Here is a 22,779-nt window from a genome sequence, read left to right as displayed (position 1 = left end):
TCTTAATTTAAATCAGGGCTTTTCCCACAAATAGCAATGCTTTTTCGCAATGGCACTCTTCCAAATTTTTTCATCTGCTGACTGCTGTTGCCCTTTTGTTGTTTCAAAGAATATACTTTTATGGGATTAAAACCAACTTGTTCCGCTAGTTCTGTTGAGATAAAATCTACTGGAATAATCTCGCCGCCGTAACGTACATTATCATTGACAAAAGCCACTTTGGATCCATGTTTTGACAAGCGAAATATTTCTGCAAAAATAAATGACAGTTCTGTAAAATATCCATTGACCATTCGCAGTATGCCCTTGTTGTTTATGTCTCCGTTGAAACTGCGTTTCATCAGAGAACTGTTTACTTCATTTAGAGCCTCGTTATTAACAACAATAATCAGAATTTTATTGTAGTCAGCACGAAACATTAGGTACGCGTATAATCATACCGATTACAATAAGGAGGCGATGTTAGTTATTACTCCGTCCAAAATATTGCTTTCAAGTTTTGGTAATTCAAATAATGCACTGCCTTCAACAAATTTTAATGTCGAGTCCGTAGGACGGTTTTTATCTCTTTGAATAAAAATAATATTTCCCGTAACGCTTCTTAGTTCATCTAACAGTATTTCTTTCAAAGACGGAATCTCTCTTTTATCTAACCTGATAATTAATGGAGCTTTTCCTTTTTGCTTTCTGTACTGCACGGATTTGAGCATTTTTTTATTTCTATAATCCCATCTTAAATACTGACCGTCTTTAGCGGTATAGCTGACTTTTTCCAACGAATTTAATATACAGAGGCTAACAAGGTTTTTAGTGATCGCCGAATATCTGGAATTTTTTTATTCCATTCTGTAAAAAAGGATATTTCTCTCTCCGTTTCATCGGGATATGCCCCTCCGTAATATTAATATAAGTTGTTCTCTTGGTATAATCTGTTGGAAGTAATAAATTTTCAATATCTTTTATCAGTTCGGATGTGCAATATTTGTAAACTGCTTCTTTAGCGCTGATAGCAATTTTTGACATTGGCAAAATATCAAAACCTATACTATTAATGCCTTTCATTTTGTACACTGATAAAGTTGTTCCAGAACCAATCTAGAATAGTATATCCAGGCTTAATCTTAAACTCTTCCAGTAGCTGCTCTACTAAATCTGCTGAAAAACCCTCTTTGTATTTCAGCCATCTGTGGATACAATCTTTTTTACTTAACGCTTACGCTTTGCCGGTTGAAATCATTTGAAATTTCCGTTATATTAATAAGTTTTTGTTCAAGATTTAAGCGAGCGATCTGTTCTCCGAAATTATTCGCAGAAAAACTGTTTACTTTCCATTTCTCAATAGCTGGAGGAGTGTCTAATAAGTTAAGCTGTTTCATAGTCATAATTTTAATAACCAATCGCAATAATTAACTAATTGGGAATCGATCGTCAGATTGGCAGCATAGGAAAGAGTCTTAGTTTTTAGTTGGGAAAATATTTCATTTGCCATTCTCTTTTCAATCGTCGCTGCAACAAATGAAGTCAATATTTTTCGGTTCATCTGCAATATTTCCGTATTTGTAAAAGCAGGCATCTGATTTAAACAGGCATATATCTACATTATTGCTCACAACGGGAATATGCAGATTGAAAACCAAAATGCGTCTTTTGCCTTTTGAATTTATCCACGATAAGGCTTTTAAGTTTTCCTCTATAGCAAAATCATCCGCAGGTTTATTTCCCCAATTTTCAGTTTTATTGCTGAACCATTGATAGTAAATACCTATTATCGACAAGTTGGAAAGCAATGTTCTTATTAATTTTTGTCGCGCAAGAGTTCCGACAATATTACGCATTGAACCGCCCAGAGAATCGTCTTTATTTAAAAGATTACCTATAAACCGCTTCATCTGCAAAATACTTGCCTGCAGGTTCAAGAAAATTTTTTATTAAACTTAATATAGCTTTATTCTTATCTTTTTCCGTAAAGTAATTTAAAGCTTTATCAGATAATCCGGATGCCGCTAGCAAAGCTGTCCTGATTTCTGGAACTTTCAGTAAGGATTTTGCTATTTTTACATTTAAAAGCAGTATTTTGAATGATTTAGCGCTTTCTGTAACAGGCGTAGATCGACGGTTTTTTTCTAATGCAAAAGAAATAAATCCAGCTCTCGTTTGTTCGCGAGAAGTTACTAAATCCTCAGGAGTTTTAATATTCATCTTTCTGCTTTTATTAACTTCTACGCTTCTGCTAAAATTTCAGTCAGCCTGTTAATTTCGGCTTTAGTTCTCTGCTCCGTTACGCAAAACAAAAGACAATTCTTAAAATTTTCATTTATACAGGATAAATCCAAAGGACCGAGAATGCCGTTTTTAAGCAGAATGTTCTGAATTTTCTTAATATTTTTTGACGTTTCAATGACGAATTCATTAAAAAAAACTTTATTTTCAAATTTTGATTTAAATCCTTTCAAAGATTTTATTTTGTTAAAAGCATATCTTGCTTTTGATATATTAATTTCAGCAAGATTTTTAAAACCGTCATTCCCCCAGCCTGATAAAAAGACGCAGCCTGCCAATGCGTTTAAAGACGCACTGGTACATATGTTAGACGTTGCCTTTTCTCTTCTTATATGCTGTTCTCTAGACTGCAAAGTCAGCACGAATCCTCTGTTGCCGTTTTTGTCAGTAGTCTGCCCTGCGATCCTTCCGGGCATTTTCCATTCTAAAGCTTTTTTTACAGCCATAAATCCGAATGTCGCACCGCCCGCTCTCATAGCAGAACCTAAAACCTGTCCTTCGCCGACGGCAATATCTGCTTTGTATTCGCCCGGTGATATAAAAACACCAAGCGATAAAGGATTTAACACTGCGACAAACAACGAATTCCTGCTTTTTATGACAGTGGACAAAGCCTGCATATCTTCAACAACGCCGAAAAAGTTTGGCGATTGTATTATAACAGCCGCCGTATCGTCGTCAACAGATGCATCAACGGCATCTTTTTCTATCACGCCGTTTTCTGAGATGTTCAAAGTGACGATCTCTGCCTTGGAATTTTCAAGATATGTTTTTACGGTTTGCATATATTCGGGATGTAAACCCTGCGAAATCAATATTTTATTTTTACCGCTTGCTCTTAAAGCAAGCAAGACAGCTTCCGCTGTTGCAGTTGCACCGTCGTACAAAGAGGCGTTTGACGTGTCAAGTCCGGTCAAAGCGCAAATTAAACTCTGGTATTCAAAGATAGACTGAAGAGTACCCTGACTTGCTTCGGCTTGATAAGGCGTATATGCAGTCCAAAATTCTGATCTTCCTATAACTTCGCCTACTAAAGATGGTATATAGTGATCGTAAATTCCAGCACCTCTGAAAGAAATAAGCACTTTGTTTTCAGATGCAATATCCGAAAAATAATTTAAGAGTTCCTGTTCCGTTTTACCGCCGGAGATATTAAGTTTTTTTGCTCTTAAATCTTTAGGAATTGTGTCAAACAATTCGCTTACGTCATCGATACCTATTGTTTCAAGCATCTTTTTTTTGTCTTTTTGATTTTGAGGTGTATAATCCATAGAATGGTATCTCTTGTTAAATTAAATTTTTATAGCTGTCTGCTTCAAGCAGATCGGCAATCTCTTTTTCATCTGTAAATTCAATTATGAATAAATAGCCGTTTTCATACGGCGACTGATTTATGACTTCGGGACTTCTCAAAACACTGTCGTTTACCTCAAGTATTTTGCCACTTAACGGACTGTATATGTCAAAAGCGGATTTTACGGATTCTACAACGGCTGCGGGCTGTGCTTTTTTAACCTGTTTGCCTATCTCAGGGAGTTCCACGTGTACGACGTCTGTAATTTCATATTGGGCAAAGTCAGTTATGCCGACTTTAGCTTTGTTGCCGTCAATTTTTACCCATTCATGGGTTTTAGTATACTTTAAATCTTGTGGAATATTCATTATGTCCTCCCCCCTTACACCAATACGGTTATAAGTAAAATGAAAAAAGTTTCTTTATAATATTTTTTCTCTTTACTTAATCTGGTTAAATCTATTGCGGGCACTCTCCGCTGCCCGCGTTGCAGGAAAGTTTACCAACACTTCGTTAAAAACTTCCGCCGCCTCGTCTTTTGAGCCGGAAAGAATATAATACTCAGCCAAATTCAGATAAATATCCCTTGTAAGAAAATGGTCGGGGTATTTGGCGATAAATTCTTTTGAAACAAGTGCGGCGTTAAGATAATCTTTTTTAGAGTCATAAATGTAAATAATCCTTGCGTGTGCAAGCGATTTTATAGCATCGGATTTTCCGTTGTTTACAGTTTCAGTTAAAATCTTTAGAGCTTCATCATATTCGAGAATTTCAGTGAGAAAATCAGCTTTAATAAGTCTTGCATGATAGGCGGCGGAAGTTTTTGGAAACTTCGCTATCATTTCGTCTATAAGAGCAGTTCCGCTTTTTTTGTCACCATGCATAAAAGATGCGTAAGCCGCAGCCAGTTTTGCAGATGACGCTTCTTCAAACGCGTGAAGTCTCAAAATAAATATTCCTATAAAAATTATTGTCAGAGCAAAAGCTACAACCGCAAAGAATTTAGTTTTATTTCCTTTAGCCTGTTTTACGACAAACCCCGAAATTGTTCCTCCGATCGATTTTCTGTCTGATATAGAATGCATTTTCATTGAATCCTTTTGCTTTCAATAATTTCAAGAGAATTCTTTTGCATAATGTCATAATAATTAGACGACAGACCCGCATCCGACAAAACCTTCGCTATAAGTTCTTTACTCAAAAGATTTTCTGGACTGTGAGTGTCGGTATTTAAAACAAGTTTTGCTTTTTTTTTAAGTGCAACTTCCGCAACTTCCTTATTTGTTACATTGTGTCCTTTTCTTGAGGTGATTTCTATTTTGACGTTATTTTCAGCCGCAATACCGGCTTCCTCTTCGGACAAATGTCCCGGATGCGCCAATATATCGACGCCTGCTTCAACAGCGTATATATTTGTTTTCGGAGGCACAGTTTCAGCTACGGTCTCACCGTGAACGATGATAATTTCAGCTCCTAGTTTTCTGCATTTGGCAGCGGAGTCTTTTATAAGTTTTGGAGGAATATAGGTGAGCTCTGCTCCCGGCAGGACAAGAATATCATAGTTTTCCGTCAGTATTTTTGCAACTTTAGTTATGCCCGCAATAACAGTTTTCATGTTGGAACAATCGATATGATCTGTAAGTGCAATGGCAGTATAGCCTTTGTATTTTGCTCTGTAAACAAGTTCAGAAGGACTTAAAACGCCGTCCGAAAAAAAAGTATGTGTATGTAAATCTATCATTTAGTTTAATCCCCAAAAAATTATAACAAAGATACAAATAACAGTCAATTCTTTTTCTAATATGAAAGTCTTTCTTTGTCATGTTAAAGGATATGAAGTTCCCGAAACATCCAGTCTTTTTTTTGGTCAAAGACAGAGGTTCTTATTTAATGCTTAACGACGGACTTTCAATATAGGCGTTTACAAAAGAAAGAAAAAACGCATTAGTGCATATTAAACATGCAGCGAAGCACAAATAGTTGCTTTAAAAGATAAAAGATATAATAAAAGTAAAGAATGCGCGGGAGAAACAGGACAATTGCATAGTTTTGTTATAGGCTAATAAATAATAAATACAATAATTTGTTTGGCAGTATTGACTAAATTATTGTTGTTTGCCTATTTGCTGTCAAACGCGTTTGTCGTGCTTTTTATATAGTAAGAGTTGACTGAAAAGTTGATTCATAAATGGATGGAATAAGAGAACATTTGATTGATAACGGAATCAATATAAAGAATTCAATGATAAAGTGGGCAATAGATCGTTCGGGAAAAGATCAAGGTTTTTTTACGAAGTCTTTCCCTAAACTTTCTCTTTGGGAAAAAGATGTTAAACCTACTTTAAAACAGCTTCAAGATTTTTCTAAAAGAGCAACGATTCCATTCGGTTATTTATTTTTGAAAAAACCGTTTATTGAAAAACTGCCGGTCCCTGACTGTCGCACTGTTGATGATAAACTTATAATAAGAAGTCCAAGTCCTGAATTGATTGAAACAGTTTGCTTTATGCAGAGAAAACAAGATTGGCTGCGTTCTTATCGAATTGAAAATGGCAGTAAGCCGTTAGATTTTGCCGCTTCTTTTTCAAAATTAAGTGATGTTGAAATTGCAAAAAATATAAGAAAAACATTGGGGCTTGATTACAGTTGGTCGGAAAATTGCGGGAAGTAGAGAGAGGCTCTTGATAAGCTAAACAATAAAATTGAAGATGTTGGAATTATGTTGATTTTTGATGGAATTGTTGCAAATAACACAAAAAGGGAATTGCTTGTGGAATAATTCAGGGGATTTGTGTTATATGATGAATATGCTCCTTTTGATATTTGTTAATAATTCAGATGCTAAATCAGCGCAGATATGTTTACTATTGCCCACGAACTTGCTCATTTATGGTTGAATACAGGCAGGATATTTAATCTCGACAAAATGCATCCCGGCAAAGAAGAAATCGAAATAAGATGCAGTAATATTGCAGCTGAATTTTTAGCTCCTGAATCTGAATTTCGTAAATTGTGGGAAGAGAATCAATATAGGTTTGACAGCATATCGGAGAGTTTTAAGGTAAATCCTATAGTTTGCGCAATCAGATAATGCCGATCCGTATTTGATAGCGTTTGCTTTAGCAAATGGATATAATTGGTTACAATGGAAAAACTTAATTTGCGTATAAAGAAAAAAGTGCTAATCCCCAATGTTTGCAAAACTTTCAAAGTTGAATGCATTAATACATTTGATATGTTGAAAGAATTAAAAGAGTCTCTTTAACGGCGTAAAATAACATGAAAAAAATAGCTTCAGCGATCTTTTCTTTTTTTTTGTTTATACCCGCAGTTTTTGCAGGTGTGTCTGTAACTCCCTATGGAGCGGCTTCGACCGTTTCGGGCAGCTGTTTTCTTTTGGAGACGGAAAATTCAAAATTCCTTATCGACTGCGGTCTTTTTATGCCTGAGGAAAGCGGTTCTGCCGGCGGTGAAACTGCAAAATTAAAAAATCTGCGGATTCAAGATGAGCTTATTGAAGCAGAAGCGCTTTTTTTGACGCATGCGCATTTAGATCACAGCGGCAGAATTCCGCTTTTAATACACAGGGGGTTTAAAGGTAAAATTTATTCGACTCAAGCTACGAAAGAACTTGCTTTGACTCTTTTCAAAGAGAGAAATGGATTTGATTTGATAGAGCGAAAATGGTTCTGGTCGAAAAGTCAAAGAGAAAAAGCGCGCTACGCTAACAACGGCAAAGTTGTAGCGCACTGGACCGACGACTGTAAAAAAAATATAAAATCCGCTGAGTATTCTGACACTGAGATTTCTTTAAAAGACTTGGAAGCGAGAGAAAGCGTTGAATTTTTATTATGTAAAAACTGTTGTAAAGAAGAAACTGAAAAGATAGAAAAACAATTTGCTACAGTTAAATATGACAGGGATATCAAAATTTCCGATAACTTTACAGCAAAACTTATAAATGCCGGACATGTGCCGGGTTCCGCCTGTTTTGTTTTTACGATTGACAATAAGAAAATTTTGTTTTCCGGAGATTTGGGAAGCGGTTATTCGAGGTTTAACGGCGAGTTTGATATTCCGGAAAAGGTCGATTTAGTTTTTATGGAGGCGACTTATGCTGAATGCCGGCATAAAGTAGGCATGGAACAATACGAACTTTTCAGAAATGATTTGAAAAAAGCTCTCGCAGCAGGAAAAACTGTCTGGATACCCGCTTTATCTTTTAACAGAACGCAGAAAGTTTTGTACGAACTAAAGCTTATGCAGGATGACGGCAGCCTGTCAAAGAAAATACCGGTTTATTCTATTTCTCCCTGCGCAAACGCCATAACGGCTTTATACCAGAAAGAAGCCGCAAAAAAAAAGGATGAATCTGAAAAATCGGCGATTAGCAGCTACTGGTTTTTAGATGGCGTGTATAAGAATGGTTCGATTCTCCCTAAAAGTGTAAGGCTGCAGACAATGGGGAATTATGCTTCTAATATAATTTTAATTTCCTCCAGCGGCGATATGGATAAAGGAAGATCAGAACATCTTGTGCCTACAATGTCGATAAGGAAAGATGTTTTTATAATAATAGTAAATTACGTGAGTCCCGAAAGCAATGCAGGACTTCTGCTTCAAAATAAAAAAACCCGTTCAGGAACGAAGAGTTTTGCAAAAATAAAAAAATATGATGTTTTTTCAGATCATGCTGATTTTGAAATGTTGCAGAAATGGCTTTCAAATCAGGATAAAAATAATGTTAAAATATACATAATACATTCAAATGATAAAAATACACAGAATATGATAAAACTCTTGAAAAGTAAAGGCTGTAAAGGAGTAAACGGCGCAAAAGCCGGAGAATCGGTAAAATTAGGATTTTAATATGTTTTCAAGACCGTCCGATAATAATAACGGCGTGTTTTATTTTTGCGTCTACAGGAATATACATCGACGGAAATTTAGGTTATTCCAAAGACGTTATCTTTCAGAAGGCAGACGAATATTATGCGGACGAACGGTATGCAAGATTTTAGTAAAGTCGTAGATTTAAACGCTTTAGGCACAGAATTGTACAGAAATTACGACACTTCTCTTTTTAGATTGGGAAATTATAATTTTGGCGGTAAAGTATTTTAAACTCGCTGTAGGCCTTGATTCCGACGATTCTGATAACTACTATTGTATAGGAGTCGCTTTATATTAGTGAGGCTTCCGAATATGATAGTAGAGAAAAATTTTTACAGGCAGTCCGCTATCTTGAAAAAACTATAAATCTGGATTCATATTCCTAAAAGTCATATTTGCTTAGCTTATAGGGTTGTGTTTTAAAAGCTGCGGACTTCATGAAAATGCGAGGATGTTTTAAAAAAACTCTTTTGTCGAAAAATTTCAGCAACGCCGGTTTTTACAATTTAATTGGCAATACGTTTAGAGAAGAGGGCAGATACAAGGAGGCACTGTCCGTATTATGAAAAGGTAAAAGAAAACGATAGTTTGTTTGTCGCCGCATAACTCAGCGTTGGCGACATGTATTTGAAATTAAATAACCGTGCCGAAGCGTTATTTAATTACCGCAAAGCAATAAAAGCTGATGAAGATTTTATAATTCCGTATAGCTGATATCTATCACGACAGGAACAATTTCTCTGAAGCGGCAGAATGTTGTTAAAAGCTCTGAAAAAATAAATCTTGACAGTGACACAAAGCAAGTTATATTCTCGGTATGTCGTAAAAAGGGGGGGGAGTATTTAAAGAAAGTGGCGTTCTGCGGCAACGATGATGCTGTCGGTGGACTTAGAAACATAGGAATTGATTTGAGATAAAAAAGTGCTGTTTTTTGTAATTGTTTATTTGATGAGCATACTGCTTTACTGTTTTGTCGGCAAGGGCATAATGTCATGTTTTATTTTGGGATCGCTTGTGATTTTCGGTGTTATTGTAGTATAATTATCCCTTATACTTCGCTTTTGTTTAAATACTCTCATCTGACGTGCTGCCGGGTATTTAAAATAGAGAAAGCTGGTTTTTCTGAGTTTTCAACAAATTTCTAGATAATTTTTTACGGGGCTTATTTATTTGATAACACTTATTGTTTTTCTTAAAGTTACGGAATATTAAATGAAATATCAATCTGCCGTAAAACTGCTTTTTAAAAAATTGCCCGATAATTTAGTTTTTTTAGATATCGAAACTACAGGACTTGATCCCGAAAAAGGCGCGAATATAGTTGAAATCGCAATGCTTAAAGTGTGTGGCGGTATTGAAGAGAGATATGAAAGTCTTGTAAATCCGGGTCTGCCAATACCTTCGGAATGTTCTAAAGTCCATGCTATTTACGACGATATGATAAAAAATTCGCCGTCTTTTGACGAGATTGCGGGGAATGTATTTTCTTTTATCGGACACAGCGTTGTCGTATGTCACAACGCTCCTTTTGATTTACTTTTTGTCTGCAGAGAACTTTACCTGGCAGGAGTGCCTGTAAAAAATATCCGCTATATAGACACTTTAAAACTTGCAAGACAGTATTTCAGTTTTGATTCAAATAAACTTGGCAATATAGCGGATGCTATAGGCATTGAAGCGGAATTGAGACACAGGGCAATGGCAGATGTTTTGACAATGTTTTCGGTCGCAAAATATATATTTGCAAATATGTATAGAAAAGATATAAATATGATAGAGCCTTCCGTATATAAATACAATCCTGATTAAGCAAATGCCCATTACTTAACCAACAGAACGGAATATATGTTTTTGTGATTTTTTTTCTATATATTACATTGACCCCTCATAATTATTACATGCAGTAAAAGTTAGAATATGTTGAAAAAAACTTATGTTTATTTTTCAACAGGTATTTGTTTATAGACAGAATTGATCCATAAGAAATAGCGGTAAAGGATGCAGAGAAGTTGGTACAAATGTGGGACGGATGGAATTTAAACAAACGGATGAAACAATGAAAAAACTAATTGCAGGATTGATGTGTATGTTTATGGTATCACAGGTAGCATTTGCAGGAGAGGGTTTGATACAGGAACAGGAAAAAGAAGTCATATCTAATGTTTAAGGAAGTGTTTGCCGAGCAACTGTTAAAAGTTGAAAAGGAAATGATGAGACAAGGTCAGTACCCAAATCCAGAAGTCTGGCAAAACACAATAATTCTTTTACGTAATGCAAGAGAAAGATTAGCGAATATCAAAAGGGAGTTCAGTCGACTATTCTTGATTATCACCCATACGTTGACTGTATGATAGCTATGATTAATAGTGTCGAGTCCTCGATAAGAGTTACCTATACCCTTTTAGCCCAGCTAGCACCATCTTGATGGAGGAAAGGTAAAATGACAAATGAATCGTTCGCCTACAAAAAGGTGATGGACATGCTAGTAGAATCTTTAAACGACTTAGTCGAGCCAGTCAAGATAGATCTGGTTGGAAAATCAATGTTTAACCTCATTGACAAATCAATAGCTTCGAGGTTGAAGTGTAATGTAGATTAATATTAAAAAATTAATACTTAACTTGACTTGATATGATCAAATTTATGTAATTTCCTAGCATGTAAAAATTAGTGATATCGAAGAACGAAAGTTAAAAATATACGCGGCGCATAAAATAAGCAAGTAATGGACATAAAAAACTTTCTAAGTGTTTGTTAATTGGGAAATCTAAAATATAAAGTTTGAGTAAGTATGAAAAAAATTCCAGCTTTAAAAATTATCAGACAATTCAGATTCTCTAAAATATGTTGCCGACTGTCTTAAAGATAAAATGATTACAAAAAAGAAAATATGTCAGAGAGAATAAAAACCAGATAAAAAGCGGTCGGTTAAGTAGATAAAAAACATTTGCGCCGAAAGGAGGCTGCAATGGCAGAAAAAGTACAGAAAGTAGGTGTGGAAAGAGAATCAGGTTATCTTTATTTTGTCGATAAGCAGGGCGATGTCTCAAGAGCTTTGATGGCAAGAGGCGGAAAGAAGGGCGGTAAAGTGTCAAAAGTAAAAAAAATCGGCGTAGACAAAGAAGCAGGATATTTTTATTTTATTGACAAGCAGGGCGATATTTCAAGATCGTCCATGAATAGAGGCGAAAAGGATAAAACGAAAAAAACAGTAAAGAAAGTTGTTGAAAAATCTGCAAGAAAAGGCAAAAAGAAATAGGCTTAAAAATATAAATTTTTTTAAATACCCCTGTACTACCGAAGGCCTTTGCAGCCGATAACAGAAATAAGATTACTCTCTCTGTAAGCGGTGTGAGTCGCCAGTTAATTTTTCCTTTGTCATTTTAAAGTATTTTTGTTATAGTATCAATGTAGTTGGCTTATTATTCCCCGGGATAAAAAAACGCTTATCCTGCAAGGGAAGTTTTTTGGATTTATTGATAATGAAAAATTTTTCGGCAGTAATACTTGCGGCAGGTGCAGGTGCGAGAATGAAATCCTCTCTGCCTAAGGTTATACATAAACTTTCAGGCAAGCCGTTGGTGAAATGGGTTATAGATTCTGTTTCCGCCTTAAAACCTGACGGCATAGTTCTTGTGCTTGGACACGGGACTGAAGTTGTTGAAGAATATTTGTCGGAAAGCGGCATAAAAATTGTCTATCAGAGAGAACAGCTTGGATCGGGACATGCACTAATGCAGGCAGAAAAAGTTTTAAAGAATTATAAAGGTGGTATTTTGGTTGTAAGTGCGGATGTGCCTTTGGTTAGATCTTCAACTCTATCGTCTTTGGTGAGTAATAATAAAAAAACCGGTGCTTCGGTTACAGTTTTGGCTGCGAGAGTTGAAAATCCTTTTGGGTACGGCAGAATTGTAAGAAACGGCGGGTTTTTAGAAAAGATAGTTGAAGAAAAAGATGCGACTCCGGCAGAAAAACGCATAAAAGAAATAAATTCGGGTATTTATTGTTTTGATAAAAATTTATGGAAAGCTCTTTCAAAATTAAAGTCCAATAACGCAAACAAAGAATACTATATAACCGACACTGTCGCCATACTTAAAGAATCCGGCAGAAAAACTTCTTTAGTTGTGGTTGAAGACAATTATGAGGTTAGAGGCATAAATAACAGATCGGAGCTCTCACGTGCGGAGAGCATAGTAAATAACAGAAAAATAAAAGAACTTTTAAGCAACGGTGTCAGTATTGTCGATGCCGATAATGTTTATATATCTTACGATGCGAAAATCGGCGGCGATACTGTTGTTTATCCCGGTGCTTTTATAGATGTGGGTGTTTCAATAGGCAAAAATTGTATAATAAGAGGTGCAAGCTATATATCTAATTCTAAAATCGGTGACGAAAGCGCTATATTGTATTCTTATATAGAAGGTGCCGTTATAGATAAAAAAGTTACGGTAGGTCCATTTTCTCATATAAGAGAAGGTTCCGTTTTGAGGGAAAATGTTAGGATAGGCAATTTTTCGGAGACGAAAAAAGCTGTAATAGCAAAGAATTCTAAAGTCAATCATCTTTCTTATATAGGCGATGCGTTGGTAGGGAAAAATGTCAACATAGGAGCTGGAACGATAACCTGCAATTATGACGGAGCAAAAAAACATCAGACGATTATAGGCTCAGAATCATTTATTGGTTCTAACGTGAATTTTGTAGCTCCGGTTAAAATAGGGTGTGGCGTTTTGGTTGCAGCGGGTTCAACTATAACGCATGATGTTCAGTCGGGAAAACTTGTGATAGCAAGGGTGAGACAAGAAGTTAAGCGCAGAAGAATTGACAGGTAAAATATCAGCGTGTTTTATTTATCTGCAGTGCCGGACGTGGATTTACTTTCAATGAACATTAAAGAGGCATTATGAAGCTTAAAGTTATTTCTGGTAACGCCAATGTTAAACTTGCAAAACAGATTGGACAGCAGCTCGGTGTTGAATTAAGCGAAGCGAAAGTGGAGCGTTTCAGCGACGGCGAGGTACAAGTCAAAATTATTGACAATGTAAGGGGAACGGACTGTTATATAATTCAGCCTACAAGTTTTCCTGTCAATGAAAATTTAATGGAGCTTTTAATTATTGCAGATGCATTGAAAAGAGCGTCGGCTAAAAGAATAACGGCGGTTGTTCCTTATTATGGATACGGCAGGCAAGACAGAAAAGCCGAGCCGAGAGTTCCGATTACGGCAAGACTTGTCGCAAATCTTTTTGCTACGGCGGGCATCACGAGAGTTTTGACGATGGATTTACACGCAGGGCAGATTCAGGGTTTCTTTGATATTCCTGTCGATCATCTTTACAGTAGGCCGGTGATTTTAAGTTATCTTAAAGAAAAAAAATTGAACGATGTTGTAATTGTTTCGCCTGATGCGGGCGGTGTGGAAAGAGCAAGATCTTTTGCTAAGCATTTTAACGCTGAACTGGCGATCGTCGATAAAAGAAGGCCGCGTCCCAATGAAGCTTCTATTATGAATATTATTGGCGCAGTGAAAGATAAAACCTGTATAATTTTAGATGATTTAGCTGATACTGCGGGAACTTTGACGAAAGTAGCCGAGGCGATAAAAGTAAAAGGAGCGTCAAGAGTTTTTACGGCGGTCTCGCACGGAGTTCTTTCCGGAAACGCAAAACAGAAAATCCAGAATTCATGCATAGAAGAACTTATCATAACGGATTCGATTCCGTTGCTAAAAGACGGACCGACGGAGAAAATAGTTGTTTTAAGCATTGCTCCGATTTTGGCGGAAGCTATAATGAGAATTTCAAACGATGAATCAATAAGCGCCCTTTTCTTATAAGAATGGAAAGCTGAGATTCATCTGCGGGTATTTTTGCTCTTGTTTGTTGCTTTATGCAGAGAGCGTGTCTCTATCTTAAATAACGGTGCGATTGTAATGACAATGGAGGATTTAAGTGAAAGAAGTGATTTTGGATGCACAGGCAAGAACGGTGGGATCGAAAGGAGATCTTGCGTTTTTAAGGAAAAGCGGAAAAATTCCCGCGATATTTTACGGAAAAGGTATCAAACCTGAAGCTATAGCCGTTAGCTCAAAAGTTTTTGTTTCAATAATGGAAGCGAATGGAGCGAATGTCATCATAAATTTGAACTTTAAAGACGAAAAAAAAGCGGCGATAGTAAAATCTCTGGACAGAGATTTTTTAACTCAGCATACAATACATATAGATTTTCACGCAATTTCGCTTGAAGATAAAATTGAAGTTTTGGTTCCCGTTCATATTGCCGGTGTTGCCGATGGAGTTAAAAACTTCGGCGGCGTTATGGAATTTATAGTCAGAGAAGTTAAAGTGGAAGCGATACCCAGAAATATTCCCCAGAAAATAAGTGTTGATGTCAAAGCTTTGCGTATAGGTCAAGGAATAACTGTCGCGGATTTACCTGAGTTAGATGGGGTAAAATATGTGCAGGATTCGTCAACGCTGATAGTTCACGTTATAGCTGTTGCGGCGGTTTTTGAAGAGGAAAAACCTGAAGCGATGGCTGGAGGAACGGCTACTGTGGTGCAGCCTGAGGTAATAATAAGCAAAGGTAAGAAAGATAAAGAAGATGAAGAAGCTGAAAAAGGCACGTCAGTGGCATCTCCGACTACTGCGACAGGCGGAACAAAAAAATAATTCGGTTCATTGATTATATAGTATTGTTGCAGGAGTTGTTTTAATTTATGAGCGGGCAGATTGAGATTAAGCTTTTTATAGGGCTTGGCAATCCGGGACAAAAATATGAAAATACCCGCCATAATCTGGGTTTTATTATTTTAGATGAGATAGCGGACTTAAAACATCTGAAATTTAAAATGTGGAATGATATGGCTGAGGTCTCTTTTTACGGCGAGCCGGATTTTAGAGTATGGTTCTTAAAACCTGTGACTTTTATGAATCTTTCAGGAATTGCGGTTTCTTCTTTTGCAAAGTGTTATAAAATTAAACCTGAAGAGATTTTTGTTTTTTATGATGATTTTTTAATACCTTTCGGCGAATACAGAGTAAAAATGTCAGGTTCTTCAGGTGGGCATAACGGGATGAGTTCCATAATAGAAAGTCTTCATAGCGATAATTTACCCAGAATGAAACTGGGCATAGGTCCGCTTCCAAAATTTATTCCAGCGGCAGATTTTGTACTGTCAAAGTTTGCGCGGGAAGATAAGGATAGAATAAGTTTAATAAAAAAAACTGCTGTCAGTCTTTTTGATGAAGTATATGTATCCGGACTTGACAAAACAGTTTCAAAGCTTGCAAATATAAAATGACAATGACGGAAGAAAAGCAAAACAATGAGATCTTAAAAGAATTGCGTCCGAAAACAGGATGTGCTAAAGGGTTTGTCAACGGTCCCTGTGGTGGAGAGGTCAACGGCAAATGTGAAACGGATAAAACAAGAGACTGTACATGGGTTTTGATTTATGAAGGGCTAAAAAAGAACGGAGAATTGGAAAAGTTTCTCAACCAATATATAGAACCCAAAAAGTTGTCATTCAAAAGCTGAAGCAAAACGCCGTTATAAACATAATTTTCTCTCTTTTTAAAAATTCGCATATTTATATCTAACTGTCACAATGTATAAGGTATTCTAAAAATTGAAGTTTTTGATATATATGGATAGAGTTGTGTCTTATACGACGTAATATTGCTGGGCTGTTTGTTTGCGGCATCCTGAATTTTTCGGGATAAGTTAGGAACTAGAGCCGATTACCAGAGCTTCGCTATAAGAAAAAAAATGAATGAAATGGATAATTTAATATTGGGATTTATGTTAATCGAATCAAGTGCATTGACGACAATATTAACGGTTTAGTGTGTGAAATTGAAGGATTAAGAAAATAAAAAATGAACTGTGTTTTTTACAATTATCGTATTAATAGTGTTGGGATTTAGAAGCGGTTTTTTAGCAAGCCAAGCCAAGATGTGGGTTATTTCAATGGTTTTGCCGATGGGGGAATCAGAAGTAAAAGCTGAAGGATTCGACATTTATATGTACGAACTTGCGAAATAAAGGCAGAAAAAATTCGATCAGGGATGCTGTCGGTTATGATAATGGCTTCCGTGTAGTATCGAGGTATTACTATAGGTTGGTTATATCTGCAAAAAAATTGAATTCGTTTCACAAACATATCCACTTATCCACAGCAGACTGCTAAAGATATATCATCTCGCTTTTACTTCAGCATGTTTGTAAGAATAGTGATAGTAGGTTTGGTCTCTTAGTTAAAGTCTTATAATAAATGTAAAGGAACGTGAGATTGAAATTTAAGGAGAAGTTAAAATCAGACAAATTTTTGATAACAGCAGAGTTGTTTCCGCCTAAAGGGGTGGATATATCTTCTTTTTTGCGTAGAGCAGACTGTTTGTATGGACTTGACGCCGTAAATGTTACCGACAATCAAAGAGCATCTATGAGAGTAAGCTCTCTTGCTATGAGCAGAATCCTGATAGAACGTGCAATAGAACCCATTTTGCAACTTACTGCAAGGGACAGGAACAGAATTTCGCTGCAGTCTGAACTACTTGGTGCGAATGTTTTAGGTATAGAAAATGTTCTACTTTTAAGTGGCGACCATCCGTCTATAGGTGAGTGCTCTGACGCAAAAGCAGTCTATGACTTAGATACTATACAGCTTATAAAAACCGCAAGACTCTTAGAAACCGGTGTGGACATTGCGGGGAAGAAATTGCAAGGAAGTCCGAAATTCTGCGTCGGAGCGGTTGTGAATCCGTCGGTTCAGTCAGTCGATTTACAGGCTTTGATGCTTGAAAAAAAAGTAAAAGCCGGAACTGAATTTTTTCAGACACAGGCAATTTTTGATGTGCAGATATACAAGAATTTTTTTGATAAGGTAAAACATTTAAAAGTAAAAATTTTACCCGGAATGATTCTCATTAAATCCCCAAAGTTTCTGCAGTTTCTGAAGTCTATGTCCGGAGTAAATATACCAGATGAAATAAAAGACAGAATAAATTCCGCTTCTGACCCTTTGGCAGAAAGCATAAAAATTTGTTCCGCGACAATTAAAGAACTTCGTTCCTTTGCAGACGGTGTCCATATAATGGCAATAGGTACGGAGGAACATATACCTGAAATGATAAGAGATAGTTTATAAACAAGTATCAAGTATTTAAATGTTTATGTTGTCGGTTATGGTAAAGGCGAAGAAAATTGCGGCCGTTTTATTGATTCCCATCATTTTTAGCCACGATGTTATCTATGCGGAAATAATTCTTTTAAATTTCTAAAAACATACTAAAATGCAGTTCAGTCGTATTTTGCTGCCGTAGCTGTTTTTGATGCAAAGCATTTTTTTAACACTGCAGTTGCAGATTTTGTTGGTAAAAGCGGTATTTCCGACTTATGTATAATATTCCCGGGACAGCGGTTTTACAATGCAGATTTAATCATTTTTTTTTGATGGAATAATTAGTTATTATGATATAATATAAAATTAAAGAGGTTTTAAATGCTTTCGCTTATTTATTCCGCGGCTATTAACGGCGTAGAGGCGGATATAGTTGAAGTTGAAACATATATTTCATCCGGAATGCCTGTTTTTTCTATAGTGGGGCTTCCTGACGCTGCGGTTAAAGAGTCTCGCGATAGAGTGACAGCCGCAATGAAAAATCAGGATTTGATTTTCCGTCAAGAAAAATCACCGTTAATTTAGCTCCCGCAGACATTAAAAAAGAGGGTGGTATTTTTGACTTGTCTATAGCTTTGGGGATACTTGTCGCAAACGGTAAAATAAAAAAAAGAGAATTTACGTAGATTTTGTGCTGCGGCGAATTATCTTTAGACGGCAAAACAAGGAAAGTTAAAGGTGTTTTGCCCTCCTATATCCTTGCGTTTACAAAAAAACAAAATAAAAGATTTTATAGTGCCTGTCGCAAACAGGGCAGGAAGCCGCTGTCTCAGGAAAAGTGAATATATTTCCATTTAGGCCTCTTGCAGAGATTGTTAAATTTATTAACGGCGAACTGAATCGCGAGCCTTATATTTATAACGATGTGGGCTGTGATTTTGCTGACGTAAAAGGTCAGAAGAATGCAAGACGGGCAACTGAAATTGCGGCTGCGGGAAGTCATAACATAATAATGTCGGGTCCTCCCGGTTCGGGGAAAACCATGATAGCAAAACGTATTCTCGGCTTCCTCCGATGACTTTTGACGAAGCTGTCGAGACTACCAGAATATGGTCTGTATCGGGTCATGCTTTTGTGGGCGACTTGATAAAGCGGCGTACTTTCAGAAGTCCGCACCATACTTCTTCAGCTGTAGCTTTAGCGGGAGGCGGAACGTATCCCAGACCCGGAGAAGTAAGTCTTTCGCATAACGGAGTTTTGTTTTTAGATGAATTTGCAGAATTTAGAAGAGACGCTCTTGAAGTTTTGCGTCAGCCTTTGGAGGATAAAAAAATAACCGTTTCGAGAGCAAGGGTCAGTTTTATTTTTCCGGCTTCTTTTATGCTTGTTGCGGCGATGAATCCCTGTCCGTGCGGGAATCTGGGACACAGGGAAAAAGAATGTGTTTGTAATCCTTATCAAATCAAGGAAGTATCAAAGTAGAATTTCCGGTCCTTTAATGGACAGAATTGACATTCACGTTGAAGTGCCGGCTTTAAAATTTTCTGAACTTTCGGCTTTGAATGACGATTCTGAAAGTTCGACAGGCATAAGAGAAAGAGTTGTAAAGGCTAGAGAAATTCAGAATGCAAGATTGCTAGGAAGCGGCATATATGCAAATGCCCAGATGGCAGTCAAAGGAAATAAAAAAATATTACATTTTAGGTGGCAATGCTTTTGAAATGCTTAGACTACGGTTGAAAAATTAAATTTTTCGGCGAGATCTTACGACAAAATTTTGAAAGTTTCAAGAACAATTGCGGACTTAGACGGCAGCGATGTAATTAAAACAAACCATTTAGCGCGGAAGCTGTGCGATATAGATTTTTTGATAGAGTATAACTAAGAATAATTTAAAAGAAGGATGTCTGGAGAGGAAACGAAGTAAGAAGGTATATGAAAAAGTATTTAAGGGAATTCGATAAATTGATAAATATATTTGTGACTCTGCGCTCTAAAAACGGATGCATGTGGGACAGTAAACAGACGCATGAATCTCTTGTGAAGCATTTGTTTTCGGAAGCGGAAGAAGTAAAAAAAGCGGTTAAAAACGGTGATATGGACAATCTTGAGGAAGAATTGGGCGATATTCTGCTTCAGGTTGTATTCCATGCGCAGATTGCGAAAGAAAGCAAAAGTTTTAATATTGCTGGAGTGATAGAAAAGCTGAACAAAAAACTTGTCCGAAGACATCCCCATGTATTTGGTGAATATAAAGTTAAAAACACAAAAGATATTGAAGTTATATGGGAAAAAGTCAAGGCAGAAGAAAAAACTTTTTTGAAAAAATGTAAAATTGAGAAATAATTTTTTGGAGGTAGTATGTTAAACAGAGTCTTTTCATTGAGAAAAGTCGCGGCGGTTTTTGCTTTTATAATTGCGGCTGTCAGTCGTTCTTTTGCAAGCGAAGCGAATTTGATTATTCCAGATTTGGCTTCCATCGGATTTTTTGGAAATGCGATTGACGGCAAAATGCTTTTGATGTCCGGTTTTCTCATCTGCATTTTCGGCTTGTTTTTTGGACTTTATCATTTTGTAGGCATTAAAAATCTGCCGGTTCACAAGTCAATGAAATCAATTTCAGAACTTATCTATGAAACCTGTAAAACATATCTTGTAACTCAGGGAAAATTCATATTTATACTTGAAGTTTTGCTTGCGGCTGTAATAGTTGTATATTTTGGACTGTTGCAGCATTTTGGAGCGGTTAAAGTCGTTACAATAGTGCTTTGCAGCGTTATAGGAATTCTCGGAAGCTGCACTGTGGCATGGTTTGGCATGAGAATCAATACTTTTGCAAATTCAAGGACTGCTTTCGCAAGTTTGAAAGGGAACCCTTTTCCTCTTTATGCGATACCGCTTCGCGCGGGTATGAGCATAGGAATGCTTTTAATAAGCATTGAACTTTTTATAATGCTTATAATTCTTCTCTTTATTCCTTCAGATTTTGCAGGTGCTTGCTTTATAGGATTTGCAATCGGCGAGTCGCTTGGTGCTTCGGTTCTTAGAATAGCGGGCGGAATATTTACAAAAATTGCGGATATAGGTTCGGATTTAATGAAAATTGTTTTCAATATTAAAGAGGACGACGCAAGAAATCCTGGCGTTATAGCGGATTGCACGGGCGACAATGCCGGCGATTCTGTAGGACCTACCGCGGATGGTTTTGAAACTTATGGCGTCACTGGCGTCGCTTTGGTGACATTTATAGTTCTTGCCGTAAAGGAGCCTGTTTTGCAGGTTAAACTTCTTGTGTGGATTTTTGTAATGCGTTTAATAATGCTTATATCAAGCGCTCTTTCTTATGGAATCAGCTCGGCAATCGCAAAAGCGAGATACGCCACTGCAGATAAAATGAATTTTGAAACTCCACTAACATTTCTCGTATGGATAACGTCGATAGTGTCAATTACTTTGACTTTTGCAGTTTCTAACATTATAATCGGTGATTTGGGTGACGGAACTCTTTGGTGGAAACTTTCGCTTATTATAAGCTGCGGGACGATAGCGGGTGCAATGATACCGGAGATCGTAAAAATTTTTACTTCCGTAAAAAGTGCTTTTGTACAGAATGTTGTTACTTCTTCAAAACACGGCGGAGCATCACTTAATGTTCTTGCTGGTCTTACGGCTGGAAATTTCAGTGCATACTGGCTGGGCATTGCAGTAATAGTTCTCATGGGTATTGCTTATGCAATCAGTTTGCATGGGCTTGGCTTAATTATGATAGCTCCCGCCGTATTTGCTTTCGGTCTTGTTGCTTTCGGGTTTTTGGGTATGGGCCCTGTTACCATTGCGGTTGATTCTTATGGTCCTGTAACCGATAATGCACAGTCGGTGTATGAACTTTCACTGATTGAAAGTATTCCCAATATCGGCAAGGAAATTGAGAAAGATTTCGGATTTAAGCCTTCTTTCAGTAAATCAAAAATATTACTTGAGGAAAATGATGGTGCGGGAAACACTTTTAAAGCTACGGCAAAGCCCGTTCTTATAGGAACTGCTGTCGTGGGCGCGACGACGATGATATTCTCGACAATAGTTATGCTTACCGATAGTCTTACGACGGGGCTTGACAAGTTGTCACTTTTACATGCTCCTTTCCTGCTTGGTTTGATTGCCGGCGGAGCCGTAACTTACTGGTTTACTGGTTCTTCTAATCATGCTGTGACAAGCGGCGCCTATAAAGCCGTCGAGTTCATTAAAAATAATATAAAACTTGACGGAAGTTCAGATAGAGCTTCGACAGAAGATTCCAAGAAAGTTGTTGAAATATGTACGAAATATGCACAAAAAGGTATGGTAAATCTGTTCTTAGTTATTTTCTTTACAACGCTTGCTTTTGCGTTTATAGAACCTTATTTCTTTATAGGCTATCTTATTTCAATAGCGTTGTTTGGTCTTTTTCAGGCAATATTTATGGCAAATGCCGGCGGAGCATGGGACAATGCAAAGAAATACGTTGAAGTTGATTTGCGTGAAAAAGGAACTGAACTTCATAAAGCTACTGTTGTCGGCGATACGGTTGGAGATCCATTTAAAGACACTTCTTCCGTTGCAATGAATCCTATAATTAAGTTTACGACACTTTTCGGGCTTCTTGCATTGGAACTTGCGTTGGTACTTGCTAAAAAAGAGTGTTTAAATGCTGTTCTTGCAGTTGTATTCTTTTGCACAGCGATTATATTTGTAGTGAGATCGTTTACGGATATGCGTGCTAAAGACGAAGGAAAATGATGTTCATTTATTTCTTTTGTCTGTTTTAAAAATAAAAGATAATCTGTAGAACTTAGATTTACGCGGTATGATACTTCCTCTTTAATAATCAATTATTACGCAGTTCGGTGGATAATACGGCTGATTAGCAGGCTGTAAATAAACAATCTGGTTGGGGTTTATAATAGAATATTTTGTGTTGCTTGTGTTGGCGTCTCTTTTCTTTCTTATTCGGAAGTGTAATTTTGCTGAGACCGGGCTGGCTTTTAGTGCGTTGGTGTTGTCGCATTTGATTACAGTTGTATGTCCTTTTATTCTTGTTACCAAAGAGGAAGTAAGATTTAGTCGCTTGTGCTATAATAGCAAAACAGATAAAAAAATGTCTTTATTGTAATAAAATTCAGCTTTTTAAGATTTTAAAGCATTT

At 36.8% G+C, this 22,779-nt stretch carries 28 protein-coding genes and 2 pseudogenes; 19 read left to right on the top strand and 11 right to left on the bottom strand.

Translation table 11 applies throughout. The features are described 5' to 3' along the window. Positions 1–2: 2 nt before the first annotated feature. The 11 genes from RSTT_RS05390 to RSTT_RS05340 all read right to left on the bottom strand — a co-directional run bounded on the left by RSTT_RS05390 (position 3) and on the right by RSTT_RS05340 (position 5,315). On the bottom strand, positions 3–419 hold the full coding sequence (locus tag RSTT_RS05390) for a hypothetical protein (protein WP_096525943.1): 417 nt from the start codon (positions 417–419) through the stop codon (positions 3–5). 24 nt (positions 420–443) lie between these two features. Then, positions 444–776, bottom strand: coding sequence for a hypothetical protein (locus RSTT_RS05385; RefSeq protein ID WP_096525942.1), 333 nt, complete (start codon positions 774–776; stop codon positions 444–446). Between the two features lie 31 nt (positions 777–807). Beyond that, positions 808–1,062, bottom strand: a complete 255-nt coding sequence (locus RSTT_RS05380; protein WP_096525941.1) for a hypothetical protein — start codon at positions 1,060–1,062, stop codon at positions 808–810. A 140-nt stretch (positions 1,063–1,202) separates the two neighbouring features. Further along, positions 1,203–1,397 (bottom strand): hypothetical protein, encoded by a 195-nt coding sequence (locus RSTT_RS05375; RefSeq protein WP_172412889.1) that lies wholly within the window; start codon positions 1,395–1,397, stop codon positions 1,203–1,205. Beyond that, positions 1,379–1,489, bottom strand: a complete 111-nt coding sequence (locus tag RSTT_RS07145) for an AvaI/BsoBI family type II restriction endonuclease (RefSeq protein ID WP_369698032.1) — start codon at positions 1,487–1,489, stop codon at positions 1,379–1,381. The genes RSTT_RS05375 and RSTT_RS07145 overlap by 19 nt, the downstream gene beginning before the upstream one ends. A 7-nt stretch (positions 1,490–1,496) precedes the next feature. Next, positions 1,497–1,889: an AvaI/BsoBI family type II restriction endonuclease gene (locus RSTT_RS06880; RefSeq protein ID WP_096525938.1), complete on the bottom strand. Its 393-nt coding sequence runs from the start codon at positions 1,887–1,889 to the stop codon at positions 1,497–1,499. Then, positions 1,870–2,199 carry an AvaI/BsoBI family type II restriction endonuclease gene (locus RSTT_RS06875; protein WP_096525937.1) on the bottom strand — a complete coding sequence of 110 codons (330 nt, stop codon included), beginning with the start codon at positions 2,197–2,199 and terminating at the stop codon, positions 1,870–1,872. Before RSTT_RS06875 ends, RSTT_RS06880 begins: the two co-directional genes overlap by 20 nt. Positions 2,200–2,219: 20 nt before the next feature. Next, positions 2,220–3,551 (bottom strand): aminomethyl-transferring glycine dehydrogenase subunit GcvPA, encoded by a 1,332-nt coding sequence (gene gcvPA / locus RSTT_RS05355; protein WP_096525936.1) that lies wholly within the window; start codon positions 3,549–3,551, stop codon positions 2,220–2,222. Between the two features lie 16 nt (positions 3,552–3,567). Further along, positions 3,568–3,942, bottom strand: coding sequence for a glycine cleavage system protein GcvH (gcvH, locus tag RSTT_RS05350; protein WP_015423720.1), 375 nt, complete (start codon positions 3,940–3,942; stop codon positions 3,568–3,570). 72 nt (positions 3,943–4,014) lie between these two features. After that, positions 4,015–4,659: a tetratricopeptide repeat protein gene (locus RSTT_RS05345; protein WP_172412887.1), complete on the bottom strand. Its 645-nt coding sequence runs from the start codon at positions 4,657–4,659 to the stop codon at positions 4,015–4,017. Between the two features lie 2 nt (positions 4,660–4,661). Further along, positions 4,662–5,315 carry a histidinol phosphate phosphatase domain-containing protein gene (locus tag RSTT_RS05340; protein ID WP_015423718.1) on the bottom strand — a complete coding sequence of 218 codons (654 nt, stop codon included), beginning with the start codon at positions 5,313–5,315 and terminating at the stop codon, positions 4,662–4,664. A 447-nt stretch (positions 5,316–5,762) separates the two neighbouring features. Between RSTT_RS05340 and RSTT_RS05335 the strand changes: the two genes are divergently transcribed. From RSTT_RS05335 to RSTT_RS05235, 19 genes and pseudogenes are all read left to right on the top strand, one after another. After that, positions 5,763–6,245 (top strand): hypothetical protein, encoded by a 483-nt coding sequence (locus RSTT_RS05335; protein WP_096525934.1) that lies wholly within the window; start codon positions 5,763–5,765, stop codon positions 6,243–6,245. Between the two features lie 186 nt (positions 6,246–6,431). Further along, a complete protein-coding gene (locus RSTT_RS05330) occupies positions 6,432–6,665 on the top strand; it encodes an ImmA/IrrE family metallo-endopeptidase (protein WP_096525933.1) in 234 nt (77 codons plus the stop codon). Positions 6,666–6,719: 54 nt separating this feature from the next. After that, positions 6,720–6,839 (top strand): DUF4411 family protein, encoded by a 120-nt coding sequence (locus tag RSTT_RS07140; protein WP_096525932.1) that lies wholly within the window; start codon positions 6,720–6,722, stop codon positions 6,837–6,839. A 14-nt stretch (positions 6,840–6,853) separates the two neighbouring features. Next, positions 6,854–8,443, top strand: a complete 1,590-nt coding sequence (locus RSTT_RS05320) for an MBL fold metallo-hydrolase (RefSeq protein WP_096525931.1) — start codon at positions 6,854–6,856, stop codon at positions 8,441–8,443. Between the two features lie 123 nt (positions 8,444–8,566). Continuing rightward, positions 8,567–8,698, top strand: a complete 132-nt coding sequence (locus RSTT_RS06870; RefSeq protein WP_269457761.1) for a hypothetical protein — start codon at positions 8,567–8,569, stop codon at positions 8,696–8,698. Between the two features lie 981 nt (positions 8,699–9,679). Continuing rightward, positions 9,680–10,276 carry a 3'-5' exonuclease gene (locus RSTT_RS05315; protein ID WP_096525930.1) on the top strand — a complete coding sequence of 199 codons (597 nt, stop codon included), beginning with the start codon at positions 9,680–9,682 and terminating at the stop codon, positions 10,274–10,276. Positions 10,277–11,435: 1,159 nt separating this feature from the next. Beyond that, positions 11,436–11,726 carry a hypothetical protein gene (locus RSTT_RS05305; protein WP_179943618.1) on the top strand — a complete coding sequence of 97 codons (291 nt, stop codon included), beginning with the start codon at positions 11,436–11,438 and terminating at the stop codon, positions 11,724–11,726. A 223-nt stretch (positions 11,727–11,949) separates the two neighbouring features. After that, positions 11,950–13,305, top strand: coding sequence for a bifunctional UDP-N-acetylglucosamine diphosphorylase/glucosamine-1-phosphate N-acetyltransferase GlmU (gene glmU, locus RSTT_RS05300; RefSeq protein ID WP_015423715.1), 1,356 nt, complete (start codon positions 11,950–11,952; stop codon positions 13,303–13,305). 71 nt (positions 13,306–13,376) lie between these two features. Next, positions 13,377–14,309: a ribose-phosphate diphosphokinase gene (locus RSTT_RS05295; RefSeq protein WP_096525928.1), complete on the top strand. Its 933-nt coding sequence runs from the start codon at positions 13,377–13,379 to the stop codon at positions 14,307–14,309. Positions 14,310–14,424: 115 nt separating this feature from the next. Then, on the top strand, positions 14,425–15,144 hold the full coding sequence (locus RSTT_RS05290; RefSeq protein ID WP_096525927.1) for a 50S ribosomal protein L25: 720 nt from the start codon (positions 14,425–14,427) through the stop codon (positions 15,142–15,144). 47 nt (positions 15,145–15,191) lie between these two features. Continuing rightward, entirely contained in the window at positions 15,192–15,776 is a 585-nt protein-coding gene (gene pth, locus RSTT_RS05285; RefSeq protein WP_096525926.1) for an aminoacyl-tRNA hydrolase, read from the top strand. Then, the gene (locus RSTT_RS05280) at positions 15,773–16,012 is read left to right on the top strand and encodes a methylenetetrahydrofolate reductase C-terminal domain-containing protein (protein ID WP_015423711.1); all 240 of its coding nucleotides are present in this window, start codon (positions 15,773–15,775) and stop codon (positions 16,010–16,012) included. The genes pth and RSTT_RS05280 overlap by 4 nt, the downstream gene beginning before the upstream one ends. A gap of 754 nt (positions 16,013–16,766) precedes the next feature. Further along, positions 16,767–17,624: a methylenetetrahydrofolate reductase gene (locus RSTT_RS05275; protein WP_158302855.1), complete on the top strand. Its 858-nt coding sequence runs from the start codon at positions 16,767–16,769 to the stop codon at positions 17,622–17,624. A gap of 354 nt (positions 17,625–17,978) precedes the next feature. Continuing rightward, positions 17,979–18,283, top strand: a pseudogene (locus tag RSTT_RS07205) (magnesium chelatase domain-containing protein). Between the two features lie 152 nt (positions 18,284–18,435). Next, positions 18,436–19,079 (top strand): annotated as a pseudogene (locus tag RSTT_RS07200) (ATP-binding protein). 16 nt (positions 19,080–19,095) lie between these two features. Then, positions 19,096–19,317 (top strand): hypothetical protein, encoded by a 222-nt coding sequence (locus RSTT_RS07195; protein WP_172412883.1) that lies wholly within the window; start codon positions 19,096–19,098, stop codon positions 19,315–19,317. Positions 19,318–19,374: 57 nt separating this feature from the next. Further along, positions 19,375–19,482, top strand: a complete 108-nt coding sequence (locus RSTT_RS07190) for a magnesium chelatase subunit ChlI family protein (protein WP_102135983.1) — start codon at positions 19,375–19,377, stop codon at positions 19,480–19,482. A gap of 50 nt (positions 19,483–19,532) precedes the next feature. Then, positions 19,533–19,943: a MazG nucleotide pyrophosphohydrolase domain-containing protein gene (locus tag RSTT_RS05240; protein WP_096525920.1), complete on the top strand. Its 411-nt coding sequence runs from the start codon at positions 19,533–19,535 to the stop codon at positions 19,941–19,943. Between the two features lie 15 nt (positions 19,944–19,958). After that, a complete protein-coding gene (locus RSTT_RS05235; RefSeq protein WP_096525919.1) occupies positions 19,959–22,373 on the top strand; it encodes a sodium-translocating pyrophosphatase in 2,415 nt (804 codons plus the stop codon). The last annotated feature ends 406 nt before the right edge of the window (positions 22,374–22,779 follow it).

Source organism: Candidatus Endomicrobiellum trichonymphae (assembly GCF_002355835.1).
In the GTDB taxonomy this organism is placed as follows: Bacteria; Elusimicrobiota; Endomicrobiia; order Endomicrobiales; family Endomicrobiaceae; genus Endomicrobiellum; species Endomicrobiellum trichonymphae.
The sequence above is the reverse complement of the archived record's forward strand: the minus strand, read 5'-3'. Positions and strand labels throughout refer to the sequence as shown.